The sequence below is a fragment of the Nocardioides pakistanensis genome (assembly GCF_054781215.1).
Genome location: NZ_BAAGUV010000029.1, coordinates 15,376 through 34,217, shown reverse-complemented (window position 1 = coordinate 34,217; position 18,842 = coordinate 15,376). Strand labels below are relative to the sequence as shown.

General features: G+C 71.2%; 18 protein-coding genes. 10 read left to right on the top strand and 8 right to left on the bottom strand.

Annotated elements, in window-relative coordinates:
- The first annotated feature begins 1,117 nt into the window (after positions 1 to 1,117).
- From ACYVIH_RS12375 to ACYVIH_RS12360, 4 genes are all read left to right on the top strand, one after another.
- Positions 1,118 to 1,813: a hypothetical protein gene (locus tag ACYVIH_RS12375; RefSeq protein ID WP_460869761.1), complete on the top strand. Its 696-nt coding sequence runs from the start codon at positions 1,118 to 1,120 to the stop codon at positions 1,811 to 1,813.
- A gap of 184 nt (positions 1,814 to 1,997) precedes the next feature.
- A complete protein-coding gene (gene wrbA / locus ACYVIH_RS12370) occupies positions 1,998 to 2,621 on the top strand; it encodes an NAD(P)H:quinone oxidoreductase (protein WP_460869760.1) in 624 nt (207 codons plus the stop codon).
- A gap of 49 nt (positions 2,622 to 2,670) precedes the next feature.
- Complete coding sequence (locus ACYVIH_RS12365) at positions 2,671 to 3,339, top strand: HAD family hydrolase (protein ID WP_460869759.1); 669 nt, start codon at positions 2,671 to 2,673, stop codon at positions 3,337 to 3,339.
- Positions 3,340 to 3,534: 195 nt separating this feature from the next.
- Complete coding sequence (locus ACYVIH_RS12360; protein ID WP_460869758.1) at positions 3,535 to 4,029, top strand: hemerythrin domain-containing protein; 495 nt, start codon at positions 3,535 to 3,537, stop codon at positions 4,027 to 4,029.
- Here the strand turns inward: ACYVIH_RS12360 and lepB are convergent.
- From lepB to ACYVIH_RS12335, 5 genes are all read right to left on the bottom strand, one after another.
- Complete coding sequence (lepB, locus tag ACYVIH_RS12355; RefSeq protein WP_460869757.1) at positions 4,023 to 4,697, bottom strand: signal peptidase I; 675 nt, start codon at positions 4,695 to 4,697, stop codon at positions 4,023 to 4,025. The two genes, ACYVIH_RS12360 and lepB, sit on opposite strands and share 7 nt — an antisense overlap.
- 22 nt (positions 4,698 to 4,719) lie before the next feature.
- Positions 4,720 to 5,325, bottom strand: coding sequence for a membrane protein YczE (gene yczE, locus ACYVIH_RS12350; protein WP_460869756.1), 606 nt, complete (start codon positions 5,323 to 5,325; stop codon positions 4,720 to 4,722).
- 28 nt (positions 5,326 to 5,353) lie between these two features.
- Entirely contained in the window at positions 5,354 to 5,557 is a 204-nt protein-coding gene (locus ACYVIH_RS12345; RefSeq protein ID WP_460869755.1) for a hypothetical protein, read from the bottom strand.
- Between the two features lie 102 nt (positions 5,558 to 5,659).
- A complete protein-coding gene (locus ACYVIH_RS12340) occupies positions 5,660 to 6,337 on the bottom strand; it encodes a fasciclin domain-containing protein (RefSeq protein WP_460869754.1) in 678 nt (225 codons plus the stop codon).
- 148 nt (positions 6,338 to 6,485) lie between these two features.
- Positions 6,486 to 8,195 (bottom strand): molybdopterin-dependent oxidoreductase, encoded by a 1,710-nt coding sequence (locus ACYVIH_RS12335; RefSeq protein WP_460869753.1) that lies wholly within the window; start codon positions 8,193 to 8,195, stop codon positions 6,486 to 6,488.
- A gap of 115 nt (positions 8,196 to 8,310) precedes the next feature.
- Here ACYVIH_RS12335 and ACYVIH_RS12330 point away from each other — a divergent pair, with 115 nt between their 5' ends.
- Positions 8,311 to 9,504, top strand: a complete 1,194-nt coding sequence (locus tag ACYVIH_RS12330; protein ID WP_460869752.1) for a M15 family metallopeptidase — start codon at positions 8,311 to 8,313, stop codon at positions 9,502 to 9,504.
- Between the two features lie 45 nt (positions 9,505 to 9,549).
- Entirely contained in the window at positions 9,550 to 10,518 is a 969-nt protein-coding gene (locus ACYVIH_RS12325; protein WP_460869751.1) for an NADPH:quinone oxidoreductase family protein, read from the top strand.
- Here ACYVIH_RS12325 and ACYVIH_RS12320 read toward each other — a convergent pair whose 3' ends face one another.
- Positions 10,519 to 10,812 carry a GNAT family N-acetyltransferase gene (locus ACYVIH_RS12320; RefSeq protein WP_460869750.1) on the bottom strand — a complete coding sequence of 98 codons (294 nt, stop codon included), beginning with the start codon at positions 10,810 to 10,812 and terminating at the stop codon, positions 10,519 to 10,521.
- A gap of 56 nt (positions 10,813 to 10,868) precedes the next feature.
- On the opposite strand from ACYVIH_RS12320, the gene ACYVIH_RS12315 reads away from it, so the two are divergent.
- Together ACYVIH_RS12315 and ACYVIH_RS12310 are read left to right on the top strand one after the other, a co-directional pair.
- Entirely contained in the window at positions 10,869 to 12,821 is a 1,953-nt protein-coding gene (locus tag ACYVIH_RS12315) for a M13 family metallopeptidase (protein WP_460869749.1), read from the top strand.
- Between the two features lie 198 nt (positions 12,822 to 13,019).
- Positions 13,020 to 13,883, top strand: a complete 864-nt coding sequence (locus ACYVIH_RS12310) for a M15 family metallopeptidase (protein WP_460869748.1) — start codon at positions 13,020 to 13,022, stop codon at positions 13,881 to 13,883.
- A 47-nt stretch (positions 13,884 to 13,930) separates the two neighbouring features.
- Here ACYVIH_RS12310 and ACYVIH_RS12305 read toward each other — a convergent pair whose 3' ends face one another.
- The gene (locus ACYVIH_RS12305; RefSeq protein ID WP_460869747.1) at positions 13,931 to 15,454 is read right to left on the bottom strand and encodes a DHA2 family efflux MFS transporter permease subunit; all 1,524 of its coding nucleotides are present in this window, start codon (positions 15,452 to 15,454) and stop codon (positions 13,931 to 13,933) included.
- Between the two features lie 252 nt (positions 15,455 to 15,706).
- Positions 15,707 to 16,198, bottom strand: a complete 492-nt coding sequence (locus tag ACYVIH_RS12300) for a glutathione peroxidase (protein ID WP_460869746.1) — start codon at positions 16,196 to 16,198, stop codon at positions 15,707 to 15,709.
- Between the two features lie 120 nt (positions 16,199 to 16,318).
- On the opposite strand from ACYVIH_RS12300, the gene ACYVIH_RS12295 reads away from it, so the two are divergent.
- Complete coding sequence (locus tag ACYVIH_RS12295) at positions 16,319 to 17,686, top strand: FAD-binding oxidoreductase (protein WP_460869745.1); 1,368 nt, start codon at positions 16,319 to 16,321, stop codon at positions 17,684 to 17,686.
- Between the two features lie 11 nt (positions 17,687 to 17,697).
- On the top strand, positions 17,698 to 18,831 hold the full coding sequence (locus tag ACYVIH_RS12290; RefSeq protein WP_460869744.1) for a pyridoxal-phosphate-dependent aminotransferase family protein: 1,134 nt from the start codon (positions 17,698 to 17,700) through the stop codon (positions 18,829 to 18,831).
- Positions 18,832 to 18,842 lie beyond the last annotated feature (11 nt).

The window sequence follows — 18,842 nt, the reverse complement described above, 5'->3', positions numbered from 1 at the left end:
TCAGGTCGTAGGCATCCAAGATTTCCATGATCTCCTCGGCAGACTTCAACTCATCCCTTCCTCGGGAGCGATAGGGCGCTTCAGCACCGCTCATCGCACCCGAGGAAGGGGCCTCAACCGCGCAGCGCAGCGAGGCAGACGACGTCGTGTCGGGCAGATCCCATGACCGTCAGCGGGCAGGTTTCATGTCCGCCAGCGGGCAGCTTCGTGGCCGTCTCCGGGCAGTTTCTCGTGGCCGCCGACACGAAGTCGCCGTACGGTTCCTCTCCCTCGAATCGTGACCTGTTCCAGCCGTCACGACCGCCGTCGACCGCGAGCCCCTGCGTGCCTCAGCGAAATGTGAGTCGAGCAACCCGGCGGCCCGACCCACCGGCGGACGCACAGGGCTGCGAGCCGATTCAGTATGGCTGCCATGTGACCTGAGGTCCTGTGCGTGGCCGGACCCGAGCGCCACCGCCGGTGCTCTTTGCTTCGCACAGCTTAAGCATTCCGGCGATCGCCGAGCCATCTCGACTCGTAGGGGCGGAGCACTTCCCCATCTGCTCGACGATCTCGCGATCCGGCGTAATCTGGGGCCTATCCGGACGAAAATTCGCCGGACCAACTCAAAATCGCGCTGGTGCTACCCCGTGTAGCGCACCCCCTGGGGCGATGGTGCGAAACGGGAGGAAACGGAACCCGGGATTCGCGCTCAGCAGGGCCAAATTGTCCAATTTGAGCGGTGGAATCCTCCGGTTCAACTCCCCCCTCGCGCACCACCATCACGACGCCCCAGGTCTCCGGCCTGGGGCGTCGTGCGTTTGCGGCCCTGGCGCGACCGTCGAACATGCAGCCAGGCGGATCCGAGCCTGAGCGCCCGCCTGACCAGGCCACTCGACGACCGTAGCTGCATGTTCGACGGGCGGTCTGCGCCGGTCGAAAAGTCATGACATCTCCGGTGAGTCGGGCGGCCGCAAGGGTCCAGAGACCCGGTCGGAGTTCCGGGACTTTCGGTGTCGCAGGGCCTGTGCGCTCGTGACCTTTGGCCCCTACGCCCGCCCCCGGGCCTGGCCGAACCTTGAGGCACAAGGTTCAACCCGAACGAACCGTTCAAACCTCACAAAAGGATGTGTTTCAGATGGCCAAACGCCTTCAGACCCTGGGGATCATTCTCTCGGTCATCGGTCTGGCCTTCCTCGCCGGCGCAGGCGTGGCCTACGCCAAGGTGCAGGACGGCTACACCTCGCTCAAGGCTCTCAGCGCCGAGCAGAACGTCACGCTCAGCTACAACGAGGACGGCAAGCTCGTCGACCGCGGCGAGACCGCCGGCGCCGAGGCGATCATGTCGCTGCTCGAGGACGACTGGAAGTACCCCGTCGTCGACTCCGACCTCGACCCCAACGACCCGCTGGTGAACACCGCGACCGAGTACATGTACCAGATGGCCACGGTCACCTACCACACGCTGCACAACACCGTGACCGTCACGCTCGATGAGCCCGCCGAGTACAACGGTGAGACCTTCGCCGCCGGCCCGCACGAGTTCGACATCGACGGCCGCTACTGGACCGACTTCGACCGCGAGCACCCCATCGAGGGCCCGGCCCGCGACATGGCCTGGAGCGGCACCGTACACGGTCTGATCGGTGAGCTCGGCACCGGCACCGTCACCCACAACATGCTGCAGCTCGGCCTGGGTGTCGCGGCTCTGCTCGGTGGCATCGGTGGCACCGCCATCCTGCTCGGCCTCGGCCTGGTCTGGGTCGCCCGCTCGAAGTTCGACGCAGCCGGCACCAACGTCTCCACCCGCTCCGCTGAGGCAGTCGGCGTCTGAGACACACAAGCCGCGGGGAGCTCACCGGGGCTCCCCACCGGATGAGAAGGCCGGCCCTCCGAGAGATCGGAGGGCCGGCCTTCGGCGTTGCCCGGGAATCGGGCGGAATGTTGAAAGTTTGGCGATTCGCCAGGCGGTTACCCCTCCTGAGAAGCCTCACGAAGCTCAAGCGAAGGAGGACCTCATGAACACGCCTGTGAACGTCTCCGTCATCTACTACTCCTCGACGGGCACGACCCATGCCATGGCCCAGCGGCTGGCCGACACCGCCACCAAGGCGGGCGCCGAGACCCGGCTGCGCAAGGTCGCCGAGCTCCCCCCCGACGAGGTGGTGCGCTCCGTGGACGCGTGGGCAGAGCACCGCGAGCAGACCAAGGACGTCCCCGACGCCACCGCCGACGACGTCGTCTGGGCCGACGTGGTGCTGCTGGGCTCGCCCACCCGGTTCGGCAACGTCGCCAGCCAGCTCAAGCAGTTCCTCGACACGCTGGGCCCCCAGTGGGGCCAGGGACAGCTGGCCGACAAGGTGTACGCCGGGTTCACCTCGACCCAGACCGCGCACGGCGGCCAGGAGTCGACGCTCCTCGCCCTCTACAACACGATCCACCACTTCGGCGGGATCATCGTCCCGCCCGGCTACACCGACCCGGTGAAGTTCGAGGAGGGCAACCCGTACGGCGTCAGCCACGTGACCGGCGCCGGAAACGACATCGAGCTCGGCACCCCGCAGCTCGACGCCCTCGACCACATGGCCGAGCGCGCGATCTCGGTGGCCCGTCGTCTCAAGGCCGGCAGCGCGGCCGCCTGAGCCGCGCATCACCGTTTGACCACCCCCGGGGCCGGGGCACAGTGGGTCCATGACCGAGCTCCGGCCCGGGGTGCTCTTCGACGTCGACGGCACCCTTCTCGACACCAACTACCTCCACGTCCTCTCCTGGTGGGAGGCGCTGCGCGACGTCGGCCGTGATGACGTGCCGATGGCGGCGATCCACCGCGCGATCGGGATCGCCAGCGAGGGACTCGTCGAGCGGCTGCTCGGTGAGGAGAACCAAGACGCAGTCGACGCGCACTCGCGCCGTTACGAGGCGTTGCGCGACCACGTCACCGCCTTTCCCGGGACCGCCGAGCTGGTCCAGGCCTGCGCCGACCGGGGGCTGACCCCCGTGCTCGCGACCAGCGGCAAGGAGGAGGACCTGGAGTGGATGCTGCCCGCGATCGGCGTCGGCGACGACGTGTTCGCCGGCGCCACCACGTCCTCCGAGGTCGACGAGGGCAAGCCGGCGCCGGACCTGCTGACCGGGGCGCTCGAGCAGCACCGGCTCGACCCGGAGCGCACGGTCGTCGTCGGCGACACCGTCTGGGACGTGAAGGCGGCACAGAAGGCGGGGCTGACGTGTGTTGCGCTGACCTGCGGCGGCATCAGCGAGGCCGAGCTGCGTGACGCCGGTGCGGCCGAGGTGTACGACGACCCCGCCGACCTGCTCGAGCACCTCGACGACTCCGCGCTGGGTCGCGCCGCCGGCTGACCGTCGCCGGACGGGACGAAAGTCCCGAAAAGCACGGGCCTTGCGCCACTTGGGACCCACCCGAACGCGGGCTTCAATGAAGTCAGCGAGGAGAACCCACCCGTACACGGAGCGGCAGTTCCGCAGTCGGGGTTCAGAATCCGTGACTCAGGGATTGGGTTCTCCTCGCTACACGCGTGTACGGGGAGGTCCAGGGTGTGTGAGTACTGCGGCTGCCGCCAGGTCGAGCCGATCGCCGAGCTGATGGACGAGCACATGCGGCTGCTCGAGATCGCCGGCGACCTGCGGCGCGCCCTGCTCGAGTCCGACGCCGCGACCGCGCTCGGCAAGCGCTCCGAGCTGGTGGACCTGCTCGCCCGCCACACGCGCCGTGAGGAGGCCGGGGTATTCGCCGCCCTCAAGGAGCAGGGCGACTACGTCGAGCAGGTCGACGAGCTCGAGGGCGAGCACGTGTCGCTCGACGAGGCGGCGCTGGCCTTGGACCTCGACTCACCGGCCGCGGTCGACGTACTCGACCACCTGGTCGCCGACCTCGGTGAGCACATCGACAAGGAGAACCTCGGCATCTTCCCGGTGGCCGTGGTGACCCTCGGAGCCACCGGGTGGGGGATCGTCGAGAGTGCCCACGAACTCTCCGGCGCCCCCGCCCGGGGTCACACCCACACGCACCCCCACACCCACACTCACTGAGGGTCGGGGACCGCCTGGTAGGTCGGCGGGGTGTCGAGCACCTCGAACCGGTCGGTCGGCCACACGATCGCCCAGACCTTGCCGACCACGTTCTCCAGCGGCACCGAGCCCTGTCCGGGGTCGGTCATGTGGAACCGCGAGTCCTGGCTGTTGGAGCGGTTGTCGCCCATCACCCAGATCGCGTCCTCGGGTACGACGACCTGGAACTTCTTCTGGGACGGCTCCACCCCGTCGCGCAGGTAGTCGCCCTCCTCGAGCGGCTCGCCGTTGACGGTGATCGCCCCGTCGGCGTCGCAGCACACCACCCGGTCGCCCCCGGTCGCGACCACCCGCTTCACGAGGTGCCCGCCGTCGGGGTAGAGGCCGACCAAAGACAGCAGCTTCTGCGCCCCGGTCGGCTCGGGGGTCGCGCCCAGCCAGCCGCCCGGGTCCTTGAAGACCACCACGTCGCCGCGGTCGACCTCGCCGTCCCAGCTGGAGATCTTCTCGACGAGGATCCGGTCGTCCTCGATCAGCTCGGGGCGCATCGACGCCGAGGGCACGAAGAACATCTGGACGAAGAACGCCTTGACCACGATCGAGGTCACCAGCGCCAGCACCAGCAGGAGGAGCGTCTCCTGCCACCAGCTCAGCCTCTTGCGCTCCGTGCTGCGACGGCGTCCTCCCATGCCGGGAACTGTACCCGGGGGCTCAGGTGACACTCCTCACGAGCCGACCCTCCGGCGGCGGGACGGTCAGCCGGGGCAGGAGCACGTGGACGATCGGGCCGATCCCCACGGCGTACAGCAGGGTGCCGATCCCGACCGTGCCGCCGAGCAGCCAGCCCACGGCCAGCACGCCGACCTCGATCGACGTACGCACCAGCCGGACCGACCTTCCCGTGCGCCGCACCAGGCCGGTCATCAGGCCGTCACGCGGTCCGGGCCCGAGCATCGCGCCGATGTAGAGGGCGGTGGCCAGCGCGTTGAGTCCCACCCCGGCGAGCAGCAGCGTCACCCGCCAGAACCACGTCGACACGTCGTCGAGCACCAGCATCGTGAGGTCGAGGAAGACCCCGACCAGGATCGCGTTGGCCAGGGTGCCGAAGCCGGGCCGCTGGCGCAGCGGGATCCACAGCAGAAGTACGACGAAGCTCACCGCGATCACCATCGAGCCGACGGTGAAGCCGGTGCGCTCGGCGATGCCCTGGTGCAGGACGTCCCAGGGGGCCAGCCCGAGTCCGGCCCGGAGCAGGAAGGCGAGGCTGGCGCCGTACAGCACCAGGCCGGCGAAGAGCTGGAGGAGTCGTCGGGTCACATCGGACCCCAACCGCCCTGGCGCCGTCCTATTCCCCGAAGGGTCCGGGACCGGACGGCTGCTCGTCCTCGTCGGGGTCCTTGGCCAGGGGGTTGTCGTCGCCGGGTCGGACGTCCTCCGGGAGGTCCTCGTCGGCGATCAGTCCCCGCTCCGGCCGTTCGTGCGCGGCGAGGTCGCGCTCGGCGTCGGAGGGCTCCTGCCCGGGACGGGGCTCCTGCTGGTTCTCTGTCATGTCCCCGGTGTACCCCGTGCCGTGGCCGGCACGCCAGAGCTGCCCCGACAAGGGGATGGCCCCCGATGAGGGATCGGGGGCCATCGGTTCGGGAGTGCTGGGTCAGCCGGGCATGAGCACGGAGTCGATCAGGTAGACCGTCGCGTTGGCGGTCTGGACGCCGCCGCAGACCACGTTGGCGTCGTTGACCATCAGGCTGTCGCCGGATCCGGTGACCTCGACGGTGCCGCCCTGCACGGTGGTCTGCTCGCCGGCGATCTCGTCGGGGGTGATCTGACCGGGCACGACGTGGTAGGTCAGCACCGACGACAGGGTCTCGGCGTTCTTCGGCTTGGCCAGCGACGCGACCGTCTCCTCGGGCAGCTTGGCGAACGCGTCGTCGACCGGCGCGAACACCGTGAACTCGTCGCCGTTGAGGGTGTCGACGAGGTCGACGCGGGGGTTCAGCTGGCCCGACACGGCCGCGACCAGCGTGGTGAGCAGCGGGTTGTTGCTCGCGGCCACGGCGACCGGGTCCTGCGCCATGCCCTCGACGGAGCCGGCACCGTCCGGGACGGCCTCGGCGTAGTCGGCGCAGCCCGGGCCGACCAGGTTGGCGGCGGGGTCTGCGGTGCCGTCCATCGACTCCGTGGAGTCCTCCTCCATCGGGGACTCCTCTGCGGCCGGGGTCGCGGCCGACGAGGTCTCCGCGGTGTCGTCCTCGGCGCCGCAGGCAGCCGTGGTGAAGGTCAGGGCGGAGGTGGCGGCGATGGCGATCGCGACCTTACGGATCGAACGCATGGTGCTTCCCTTCGGTTGTGTGCGGTGGGGGTTCGAGCTGCGACGCCGGCCGGCGTATCGCCTTGTGTCACAGGGTGTTCGGGGCGTCGACGGCGCCGGATTGGTCCGAGCTGGAGGTTTCTGCTCGGCCGCCTGCTCAGCCGTCTGCTCAGCCGTTTGCGGGGCCTTCGACGGTGACCTGGACGCTGTGCCAGCCGGTCGAGCCGTCCGGTGCGATCGGCGCGCGCTCGGCGGTCTGGGTGGAGCCGGTCGCGTCGGTGGCGCGGACCTCGAGCAGGTGCGTGCCCGGCCGGGCGTCCCACTCCCAGACCCACTGTCGCCAGGTGTCGACGCTGTCCTCGTCCGCCAGCCGGGCGGGACGCCACGGCCCCTGGTCGACCCGCACCTCGACGCCGGTCACGCCGCGGTCCTGGGCCCAGGCAACGCCGGCGACCGGGACCGGGCCGGCCGGCACCCGCGCGAAGGAGCGGGGTACGTCGATCCGCGAGGAGGTCTTGATCGGCGCCTCGGCGGCGTAGCCACGGCTGGTCCAGTACGCCTCGAAGTCGGCGAAGCGGGTGACCTCGAGGTCGACCAGCCACTTCGTCGCCGACACGTAGCCGTAGAGGCCGGGCACCACCATCCGGACCGGGAACCCGTGCTCGAGCGGGAGCGGCTCGCCGTTCATCGCGACGGCCAGCAGCGCGTCGCGCTCGAGCAGCGCCTGGAGCGGGGTGCCGATGGTGAAGTCGTCGGCGCTGGTGGACTTCACCGCGTCGGCGCCGGCCCTGACACCGGCCTCCTCGAGCAGGTCGCGCACGGGCACCCCGATCCAGGTCGCGTTCCCCACGTACTCGCCGCCGACGGGGTTGGACACGCACGTCAGTGTGATCCGGCGTTCGACGAGCCGCCCGGACAGCAGGTCCTCGAACGAGAGGTCCAGCTCCTTCTCGACAAGACCGTGGAGGCGCAGCCGCCAGGAGTCGACGGGGACGTCGGGCACGCTCAGCGCCGTGTCCACCCGGTAGAAGTCCCGGTTCGGGGTCAGGTACGGGGTGATGCCGGGCACGTCCAGGGTCATCGCGCGGGTCAGCGCGGGAGCGGGCTGGTCGGGGAGGGGGACGGACACCGCCGCCCGGGAGGCACGAGCCGCGGGCCCGCCGTACGCTCCGGCAACCGCGCCGCCGGCGGCGGCCACCGCGCTGACCGCGAGCGCCGAGCGGAGGAAGGCGCGGCGGTCGAAGGCGACAGACAGGTCGTCGCCGGCCACCCGCGCGGCCAGGGGGCCGCCGACGGCGCCTGCGGGCAGACCGTCGCCGTCGCCGCGTGCGGACAGCAGCAGGCGGGGCTTCCCGGGCCGGGGTGACCCGGACGGGGACGCCTGGGGTGCCGGTGCGGGCGGGGTCTGCGCCCGACCGAATGCGCCGAGTAGCACCTGAAGTGCGCCCACGGCGACGGCTGCGAGCACGGCGACGGGCAGCAGGCGCATCGCGGTCGGTGACGAGGCCGCGCGGTCGGTGACCGCCGCCGCAGCGGCGACCAGCGTGAGCCCGGCCAGCGTGAGGTACCCGGCGCTCCTCCGGGTCACCGAGACCGCGCCGACGGCAGCGACCAGCACGGCGACGGTGAGCAGCACGCCCCCGAGCAGGAGCGGCTTGTCGGCGGTGCCGAACGTCTCGATTGCCCACTCCTTGACCGGGCGCGGCGCCGCGTCAACGGCGCGGTTGGCCACCGACAGCAGCGGGGACGTGACCCCGGGGAGCAGGGCGGCGACCGCCTCGGACACGGCCAGGCCGGCAGCAGCCGCGAGCAGGCCGGCGAGGCCGCCGAGCAGGCGAATCCGGCGTCGGACGGGTGGGCGGGAGGCGGGTCCGGTCATGTGCGGGGTTCGCCGCCGTGGGCGGCCGAGATGGGTGGGTCGGCGTGACCCCTTGTCGGGTCCATCGTTCTACCGCGGTAGAACGCGTTCTCGAATCGTGCCGGGGAGGTGAACGATGGCGCGGAGCCCGCGCCCGGCGGTGGTGGTGTGCACCCTGCTGGCAGTCGTCGCCGCCGGCTGCGCGCTGCCCGGGAGCGGGGCGGTCGAGATGAGCTCCGTGGCCGCCGGGCCCTCGGCGCTCGCTGACCGGAACGGTCTGAACGACCCGGCCGTCGCGGCCACCGCACCGGGGCGACTGGTCGGCGGGGTCGAGAGCGCGGACCTGCTGGTCACCGGCCGCGACACGCTTCCGGCCGGCACGCTGCGGCGGATCACGGCGACCGAGGGGGTGCGCGCGACGCTCGTGGTGGCGATGGCCGCTGCGCCGGTCGCTGGGCGCATGGTCACCCTGGCGGCGGCCGACCCGTCGTCGTACCGTCGCTTCACTCCCGAGGTCGCCGCCCGCGCCGACGCGGTCTGGCAGCGGGTGGCCGAGGGAGATCTCGCCGCCTCCCCGGAGCTGGTCGAGGAGCTCGGCCTGCCGCTCGGTGGCGAGCTGCCGATCGGCAGCGGCACCGGGGCGAGCCTGCGGGTGGGCGCGCACGCCACGCTCTCCCCGGGTGTCGACGCCGTGGTCAACCCGGTCCGTGGCAGCCAGCTCGGCATGGTGCCGGGCAACGCGGTGCTGATCGCCGTCGACGGGGACACGTCCTCCGTCGAGCAGGCGCTGGGCCGGCGGCTCGGGCGCCGGGTCACGGTCACCCGGCTTGCCGCCGAGGTGCCCTCCTCAGGCACGCAGACCGCCTCCCTCACCGGTGGCTCGGTCGCCGACGCGGTCGGGTCGTTCCGCTACCGCTGGTTCGACGACGGCACCGTCGAGCCCGACCCGGCGTGGGCCGCGGCGAACCTGCGCACCGAGACGGTGCCGATCCTGGGCACCGTCACCTGCCACCGGGTGATGCTGCCCCAGCTGCGGGGCGCCCTGCAGGAGGTGGTCGATGTCGGCCTCGCGGACCGGATCGACCCGGGCGACTTCGGTGGCTGCTACGCCCCGCGGTTCATCGCCGGCGACCCCGCCAAGGGTCTGTCGCTGCACACCTGGGGGATCGCCGTCGACCTCAACGTGCAGGGCAACCTGCGCGGTACGACCGGCGAGATCGACCGCCGGGTGGTGGAGGTCTTCAAGCGGTGGGGCTTCGCCTGGGGCGGCGACTGGTCCTACACCGACCCGATGCACTTCGAGCTCGCCGCCCTGGTCGAGCCCCGCTGACCGACGCAGGCATACTCGGGGCACCCGATCTGCTGAGGAGCTTGTATGCGTGCTGTCCAGGTGGTCCGGCTCGAGGGACCCGGCGGGGTCGACGTCGTCGAGGTGCCCGAGCCGGAGCCGAAGCCGGGTGAGGTCGTCGTCGAGGTGCACGCCGTCGGGGTGAGCTTCCCCGACCTGCTCCTGTCGGCCGGGCAGTACCAGCTCAAGCCCGAACCGCCCTTCCAGCTCGGCGTCGACTTCGCCGGCGTGGTTCGGCAGGCCCCGGACGGCTCCGGCTTCGCCGCCGGGGACCGGGTCGCCTGCGTGCTGCCGTACGGCGGTGGGGCCGACGTCGTGGCGCTCCACCCCGAGAGCGTCTTCCCGCTGCCCGACACGATGACCTTCGAGCAGGGCGCGGCGCTGCCGATGAACTACCTCACCGCGCAGTTCGCCCTCGCCACCCGTGGGCAGCTGAAGGAGGGCGAGACGGTCCTGGTGCATGGCGCCGGCGGCGGGGTCGGGACCGCGACGATCCAGGTCGCCAAGGGGTACGGCGCCCGGGTGATCGCGGTCGTCTCCACCGACGAGAAGGCGCAGGTCGCCAAGGCCGCCGGCGCTGACGAGGCCGTGCTCGTCGACGGGTTTCGCGACGCCGTGAAGGAGCTGACCGGCGGCCGCGGCGTGGACGTGGTGCTCGACGTGGTGGGCGGTGACCTGATGACCGACTCGCTGCGCTCGCTGGCGCCGCTCGGCCGGCTGCTGGTGGTCGGCTTCACCGCAGGTGCGATCCCCGAGGTCAAGGTCAACCGGCTGCTGCTGAACAACATCGACGTGCGCGGTGTGGGCTGGGGTGCCTACGCGATGGCGCGTCAGGGGTTCATGCGGGCGCAGTGGGACGAGCTGGTGCCGATGATGGAGGCACGCGTGATCGACCCGCCGGTGGGTGCGACGTACCCGCTCGAGGACGTGCGGCAGGCGCTGACCGACATGGCCGAGCGCCGGGCCACCGGCAAGCTCGTGCTGACCCTGCGCTGATCAGGCCTGGAGGTCGGCGTACTCCGGGTGCTTCTCGAGGTAGCCGGCGATGAACTCGCACTTGGCGCGCAGCTTCAGCCCGCGCTCGCGGACGTCGTCGAGCGCGCCCCGCGCGAGCGAGGAGCCCACGCCCTGCCCGGAGAAGGCGTCGTCGACCTCGGTGTGGGTGAAGATCCGGACCCCGTCGCGGTCCTGGTACTCCGCGAACCCGGCGACCACCCCCGCGTCGGTCGAGGCGTCGTAGCGGCTCTCGGTGGTGTTGTCCGAGACGGTCACAGCGGTGCGTTCGCTCATGGACCCGTTGTACCCGACCCGGCGCGGCCCCATGCGGCGGCGGTTAGGGTGGCGACGTGACGATCCTCGACGACGCCAAAGACGGCATGAACCTCCAGGTCCGGCCCCAGGACGACCTCTTCGGGCACGTGAACGGGACCTGGTTCGACACCGCGGAGATCCCCGCCGACCGGTCGGCGTGGGGACCCTTCGTGCAGCTCGCCGACGTCTCCGAGCAGCGGGTCCGCGAGATCATCGAGGACGCCGCCGCCGGGAAGATCGGCGGCGACAACGGCCAGAAGATCGGCGACCTGTTCGCCAGCTTCATGGACGAGCAGCGGGTCGAGGAGCTCGGAATGACTCCGATCGCCGACATGCTGGCCGACGCCGCGAAGGTCGCCGACCTCGGCGAGCTGCTGCACTTCATCGGCGAGCTCGAGCGGCTCGGCGGCTCGGGGCTGTTCGGCTCCTACGTCGACACCGACGACCGCAACTCCGACCGGTACGTGCTCAACCTGCTCCAGGGCGGCCTCGGCCTGCCCGACGAGTCGTACTACCGCGACGAGAAGTTCGCCGAGATCCGCGAGGCCTACCGGGGGCACCTGACCCGGATGTTCGCCCTCGCCGGCCGTGACGACGCCGAGCAGGCCGCCGGCACCGTGTTCGACGTGGAGACCCGCCTGGCCGCCGGCCACTGGGAGCGCGCGGAGACCCGTGACGTGATCAGGACCTACAACCTGACCACCCTCGACGAGCTCACCACGCTCGCCCCGGAGGTCGACTGGACCGCGTGGCGCAAGGGCCTCGGTGCGTCGGAGGACGTGCTCGCCGAGACCGTCGTGCGCCAGCCGAGCTACCTGTCCCACCTGTCGACGGCGCTGGCCGAGGTGCCGATCGAACAGTGGCGCGAGTGGCTGGCGGCTCGCGTGATCCGCCGTGCCGCGCCGTACCTCTCCTCCGCGTTCGTCGAGGAAAACTTCGACTTCTACGGCCGCACCCTCAACGGGACGCCGGAGCTGCGCGCCCGCTGGAAGCGCGGGGTCGCGCTGGTCGAGGCCGCGCTCGGTGAGGCCGTCGGCGAGGAGTACGTCGCCCGCCACTTCCCGCCGAGCTCCAAGGCGAAGATGGACGAGCTCGTCGCGAACCTGATCGAGGCCTACCGCCGCAACATCGCCGCGCTGGACTGGATGGGCGAGCAGACCAAGGAGCGGGCGTTCGAGAAGCTCGAGACGTTCAACCCCAAGATCGGCTACCCGAAGAAGTTCCGGGACTACTCCGCCCTGCAGATCCGCCACGACGACCTGATGGCCAACGTCGAGGCCGCGGCGGCGTTCGAGACCGACCGGCAGCTGAACAAGATCGGTTCCCCGGTCGACCGCGACGAGTGGTTCATGCTGCCGCAGACGGTCAACGCCTACTACAACCCCGGCACCAACGAGATCTGCTTCCCGGCGGGCATCCTGCAGAAGCCGTTCTTCGACCCCGACGCCGACCCGGCGGAGAACTACGGCGGGATCGGCGCGGTGATCGGCCACGAGATCGGACACGGGTTCGACGACCAGGGCTCCCAGTACGACGGTCAGGGCAACCTCAACGAGTGGTGGACCGAGGCCGACCGGGCGGCGTTCAAGGAGCGCAGCGACAAGCTGATCGCGCAGTACGACGCCTTCGAGCCGCGCGACCTGCCCGGCGAGAAGGTCAACGGCGCGCTCACCGTCGGCGAGAACATCGGCGACCTCGGCGGCCTCACGATCGCGCACAAGGCGTACCTGATCAGCCTCGGCGACCAGCCGGTGCCCGAGCGCGACGGGATCACCGGCTCGCAGCGGGTGTTCCTGAACTGGGCGCACGTGTGGCGCACCAAGCGCCGCAAGGAGCAGATGCAGCAGCTGATCACGGTCGACCCGCACAGCCCGGCGGAGTTCCGCGCGAACATCGTGCGCAACCTCGACGAGTTCCACGAGGCGTTCGGCACCGCCCCCGGCGACGGGCTCTGGCTCGACCCCGAGGACCGCGTCCGCATCTGGTGAGCCGCTCCCGCCTCGCCCCAGGCGCCCCAGGTTTCCCACGTTAACGTGGTAAACCGGCGCCTTGCACGATGCGCAACCCGTGCAAAGCGCCGGTTCCTCGTGCCAAGTCCGAGTCCCGCGCATGCCCGGGCGAGCGCGCCTAGACTGGTGCCGAGGGCGGTGCCGTTTCGGCGCCGGGGAGCGTTCTGGGGAGCTGTGATGGCGGTACGACGGTCACCGTGCCGTGCTCGCGGCGCCACGCTGGCCGGCGTACTCCTCCTGCTGACACCGTTGGCCGCCTGCGCCGACAACAGCGCGGAAGCCGCCGACCCGGTGGCGGCGGAGAAACCGGGCCCGGAGTCAGGGGTGACCGCGGCAGGCAGCCCCTCGACCAGCCCGTCATCGAGCGATCCGACCAAACCCAACCGGCCCGCCCGAGGGCCGAAGGTGCTGGAGGGCGGCGGCTTCGCCGCGGCGGTCCCGGGCAGCGACGCCCCCGACCGGAAGGTCGACGTCGGGCCGCAGTACTCGGTCAGCGACGACCTCGACATCGCCGAGATCGAGCGCCTGGTGAAGGCCGTCGAGGCGATCGCCAAGCAGCAGCGGATCGAGCTGCCGCAGGTCACCGGCGGGTCGGTCGCGGCGGCGGTCGGGACGTTCAGCTACCGCTGGTTCCGCGACGGCTCGGTGCAGCCGGACCCGGCCTGGGTAGCGGCCAACATCCGCACCGAGACGGTGCCGATCCTGGGCAGCGTCACCGGGCACCGGGTGCTGTTCCCGCAGCTGCGCGGCGCCCTGCGCGAGGTGGTCGCCCGCGGGTTCGCCGACGAGATCCATCCCGAGGAGTTCGGCGGCTGCTACGTGCCCCGGTTCATCGGCCGCGACCCCCGCAAGGGCTTGTCCCTGCACACCTGGGGGATCGCCGTCGACCTGAACGTGCCCGGCAACCAGCGCGGGGTGGCCGGCGAGATCGACCGCACCGTGGTGGCGATCTTCAAGAAGTGGGGGTTCGCCTGGGGCGGGGACTGGGCCTGGACCGACCCGATGCACTTCGAGCTCGCCCGGCTGGTTCGCACCCGCTGACCCCGCCCCGCCGACCCCGCCCCGCCGACCCCGTTCCCTGGCCGCGCTCAGTGCATCAGCACCGGCGGCAGGTCGTCATCGCTCATCGGCGAGGCCACGTGCCTGCGCGGCAGCAGCGCCGCCGGCACCAGGCACAGCGCGACCAGGATCGCGCCTACCAGGAACGCGAGCGCGAACGAGTCCGCGGCCTCGACGAAGCCCTGGGCCAGCGCCGGCTGGGGGATCTGCTCGGCGATGGAGGGGTCCTGCCGCGACGCGATCGCGGGGCCGGCGAAGTCCTTGCCCTTGATCGCGTTGGTGAGGATCACCGAGAACACCGCCGTGCCGATCGAGCCGGCGACCTGCTGCACGATGTTCATCAAGGTCGAGCCACGGGCGATGTTGTGGTCGGTGAGCGTCTGCAGCGCCGCGGTCATGATCGGCATCATCGTCGCGCCCATGCCCAGCCCCATCACGAACAGTGCCCCGAGCAGCAGCCAGTAGGACGTGTCCGCGCCGACCTGGGTGAACACGCCCATCCCGACCACGATCAGCGAGATCCCGACCAGCACGATCCGCCCGACCCCGGTCGAGTCGGCGAACCGGCCCGCGACCGGCATGCTCACCATCGCACCGAGGCCCTGCGGCGCGAGCAGCAGTCCGGCGGCCAGCGTGGTCTCACCGCGCACCTGCAGGAAGTACGACGGGAACAGCAGGCTCGCGCCGAAGAACGCGATCGCGAACAGGGTCATCGTGATGACCGCGACGGTCAGCTGCCGGTTGCCGAACAGGCGCAGGTCGATCAGCGGGTGCACCGTGCGGAACGCGTGGAAGACGAACGCGACGACCAGCAGCAGGCCGATGGCCGCCGGCACGAGGACGCGGCCGGCCAGCACGGTGCCCTCCTCAGGGATCGAGGAGACGCCGTACAGGAAGGCTGCCAGACCCGGAGAGAGCAGCAGCATGCCGACGAAGTCGAAGGACTCCGACGGCTCGGGGGCGTCCTTGGCGAGCACGATCGCGGCGAAGACCAGCGCGAGCAGCCCGATCGGCAGGTTGATCAGGAAGATCCACTGCCAGCTCGCGGTGTCGATCAGCCAGCCACCCAGGATCGGGCCGCCGATCGGGCCCAGCAGCATCGGGATGCCGAGCACGGCCATCACGCGGCCGATCCGGTGCGGACCGGCCGCGCGGGTCATGATCGTCATGCCCAGCGGCATCAGCATGCCGCCGCCGAGGCCCTGCAACACCCGGAAGAGGACCAGCGTGGAGATCGAGTCGGCCAGGGTGCACAGCACCGAACCGAGCGTGAACAGCGCCAGCGCCAGCAGGAACAGCCGCTTGGTGCCGAACCGGTCCGCGGCCCAGCCGGTCAGCGGGATCACGGTGGCCAGCGCCAGGGTGTAGCCGGTCATCGTCCAGGCCACCTGGGCGTAGGTGGCGTCGAACTCGTTCATGAACGTCGGCAGCGCGACGCTGACCACGGTCACGTCGAGGATCGACATGATCGCGGAGAGCACGACGACGCCGGCGACGAGCAGGACGTCCTTGTCGAGCTTGTCGGACTCGGGGTGCTGGGTGATCTCGGGCATCGGGTTCCTTGCGTGTTCGCAGGGCAGGCCGAGGCGCTGCCGGTTGCGAGGGGTCAGCCGCGCAGTGCGGCCGGAGGACCCGAGGAGATTACCGAAACCCCCGCGTCCGGTTCACCGGATTTTCGTGTGACCCCCGCGACGACGCACTCTCCGGCGCCCCCGCAGAACACCATGTGAACGTGGGAAACCGGAACTCTGCACGGCACCCAACCCGTGCCAAGTTCCAGATTCCCATGTGAACATGGGAAACCGTCAGGCCTCCAGCGCCGCCTCCACCGCGGACACCAGCCGCGAGTCCTCGGGCTCGACGCGGGGACTGAACCGGGCGAGCACGGATCCGGAGCCGTCGACGAGGAACTTCTCGAAGTTCCACGAGATGTCGCCGGTGCGGCCCTCCTCGTCGGGGGCGTCGACGAGCGCCGCGTAGACCGGGTGCCGGCCATCGCCGTTGACCTCGATCTTCTCGGTCATCGGGAAGGTCACGCCGTAGGTGGCCGAGCAGAACTCGGCGATCTCGTCGGGCGAACCCGGCTCCTGGCCCATGAACTGGTTGCACGGCAGCCCGACGACGGTGAAGCCGCGGTCGGCGTACTTCTCGTGCAGCTGCTCCAGGCCGGCGTACTGCGGGGTGAGCCCGCACTTGGAGGCGACGTTGACCAGCAGCGCCGGCTTGCCGGCGGTGAGGTCGCCGAGCGTCGTGGGCGTGCCGTCGAGACGGGCGATCGGGGAGTCGAGGAGGCTCATGGTCCGACAGCCTAGGACCCCGTCGCGACGACACAGCCGCTGGTCGGGGGCCCGGGATCCGCACCCAGCCCCGTGGATCGAGCCTGTCGGGACCCGGGTTCTGCGTGGTTGCATGGCCTCATGTCGTACGACGCCCTCACCGAGCTGGTCGACGCGCTGCCCGACGGGGTGGTGCTCACCGACCCGGACACGATGGAGCCCTACCGCTACGACTGGTCCCAGGACCGCTCGGCGGGCAAGCCGGTCGCCGTGGTCCGCGCCGAGAACGCCGGCCAGGTGCAGGAGGCGGTCCGCTGGGCGGCCCGGCACGGTGTCCCCGTCGTACCCCGCGGCGCCGGCAGCGGCCTCTCCGGCGGCTCGTCGGCCGTCGACGGCGGGATCGTGCTGGCCCTGGAACGCATGCGGGCGATCGAGATCGACACCGACTGCCAGGTCGCGGTGGTCGAGCCGGGCGCGCTGAACGCCGAGGTGAAGGCGGCCGCCGCCGAGCACGGGCTCTGGTACCCGCCCGACCCGTCGTCGTACGAGATCTGCTCCATCGGCGGCAACGTCGCCACCAACGCCGGCGGTTTGTGCTGCGTGAAGTACGGCGTCACCACCGACTACGTGCTCGGCCTCGACGTGGTCCTCGCCGACGGCCGGCTGATCACGCTCGGCGGCAAGCGGATCAAGGACGTCGCCGGGCTGTCCCTGCTCAAGCTGTTCGTCGGCAGCGAGGGCACCCTCGGCGTGGTCACCCGCGCGATCCTGCGACTGGTGCCCGCCCAGGACGCGCGCGCCACGCTGGTGGCGACCTTCCCCACGGTCGCCGACGCCGCCGAGGCGGTGGTGACCGTACGGCGGTCACTGCGGCCGTCGATGATGGAGCTGATGGACGCGGCCTCCATCAACGCCGTCGAGGACCACCGGCCGATGGGACTGGACCGTTCCTGCGGCGCCCTGCTGGTCGCCCAGTCCGACGCGCCCGGGGTGGCGCGCACCCACGAGATCGACCTGATCCGCGCCGCCTGCGAGTCGGCGCGTGCCACGGCGGTGTTCGTCACCGACGACCCGGCGGAGGGCGAGATGTTCGTCGAGGCCCGCCGGCAGGCGTTTCCCGCGATCCAGGCGCGTGGCGCGTTGCTGCTCGAGGACGTCGGCGCACCGGTCCCGCTGCTGCCCGACCTGCTCGACGCGATCGCGGGGGTGGCGACCCGGCACGGGGTGGAGATCCCGGTCGTCGCGCACGCCGGGGACGGCAACACCCACCCGATCGTGGTCTACGACCCCGCCGACCCCGACAGCGAGGCCCGCGCCCGGCTGGCCTTCGCCGACGTGATGGGCGAGGCGATCGCGCTCGGCGGCACGATCACCGGCGAGCACGGGGTGGGCCGGGCGAAGAAGGCTGCGCTTCCGGACCAGCTGGGTCCCGACGTGATGGAGCTGAACCGGCGGATCAAGGACGCCCTGGACCCGCAGGGGATCCTCAATCCGGGTGCGGTTCTGTAGGTTCGGTGAGCATGAGCACCCCCGCCACCGGAACCTTCGCCTCCGCCGTCGTCGAGCGCCGCCTGTTCGGACCGGGCCCCTCCAACCCGTATCCCGAGGCGACCGCAGCCCTGGCCCTGCCGCTGCTCGGTCACCTCGACCCCGAGTTCCTCGCGCTGATGGACGACACGTGCGAGGACCTGCGCACGGTCTGGGGCACCCGCAACTCCCGGACCCTGCCGCTGAGCGCGACCGGCTCGGCCGGGATGGAGGCCGCCTTCGTCAACACCGTGCACCCGGGCGACGTGGTGGTCGTCGCGGTCAACGGCCTGTTCGGCCAGCGGATGTGCGACGTCGCCGCGCGATGCGGCGCGGAGGTGGTCGCGGTCGAGCACGAGTGGGGTACGCCGGTCGACCCGCAGCGTGTCGCGGACGCCCACCCGAACCCGGCGGTCATCGCCGCGGTGCACGCCGAGACCTCCACCGGCGTCCGCTCCGACATCGCGGCACTCGGCGAGATCAAGGGCGACGCGCTGCTGGTCGTCGACGCGGTCACCTCGATCGGCGGGATCGAGCTGCGCGCCGACGACTGGGGCGTCGACGTCGGCTACGCCGGCACCCAGAAGTGCCTCGGCGTGGCACCCGGCCTCGCGCCGTTCACGATCAACGACCGCGCTTTCGAGCGGCGGGTGGAGAAGCCGCAGTCGTGGTACCTCGACCTGGGCCTGCTCGGCGGCTACGTCGGCGCGGGCCAGCAGCACGGGGCCGGCGGCCGCACCTACCACCACACCGCGCCGGTGGCGATGGTGGCCAGCCTGCACGCCGGCCTGCGCCGGATCGTCGGCGAGGGCCTGGAGAACGTGTGGGCGCGGCACGAGGAGGCCGGCCGGCTGCTGCAGACCGGGCTGCAGGAGATGGGCCTGGAGCTGTTCGCCGCCGAGGGTCATCGGCTCCCTGAGCTGACCACCGTGCGCGTGCCGGAGGGCGTCGACTCGGCCGCCGTACGCCGGTATCTCCTCGAGCGGCACAACCTGGAGATCGGCGCCGGGGCCGGCGCGTTCGCCTCGACCGTGTGGCGGATCGGGCTGATGGGGCACAACGCTCGTCCCGACGCCGCGCTGCTGGTGCTCGCCGCGCTCGAGGACGCGCTGAAGAACGCCGGCTGAGCCGGGGGCTC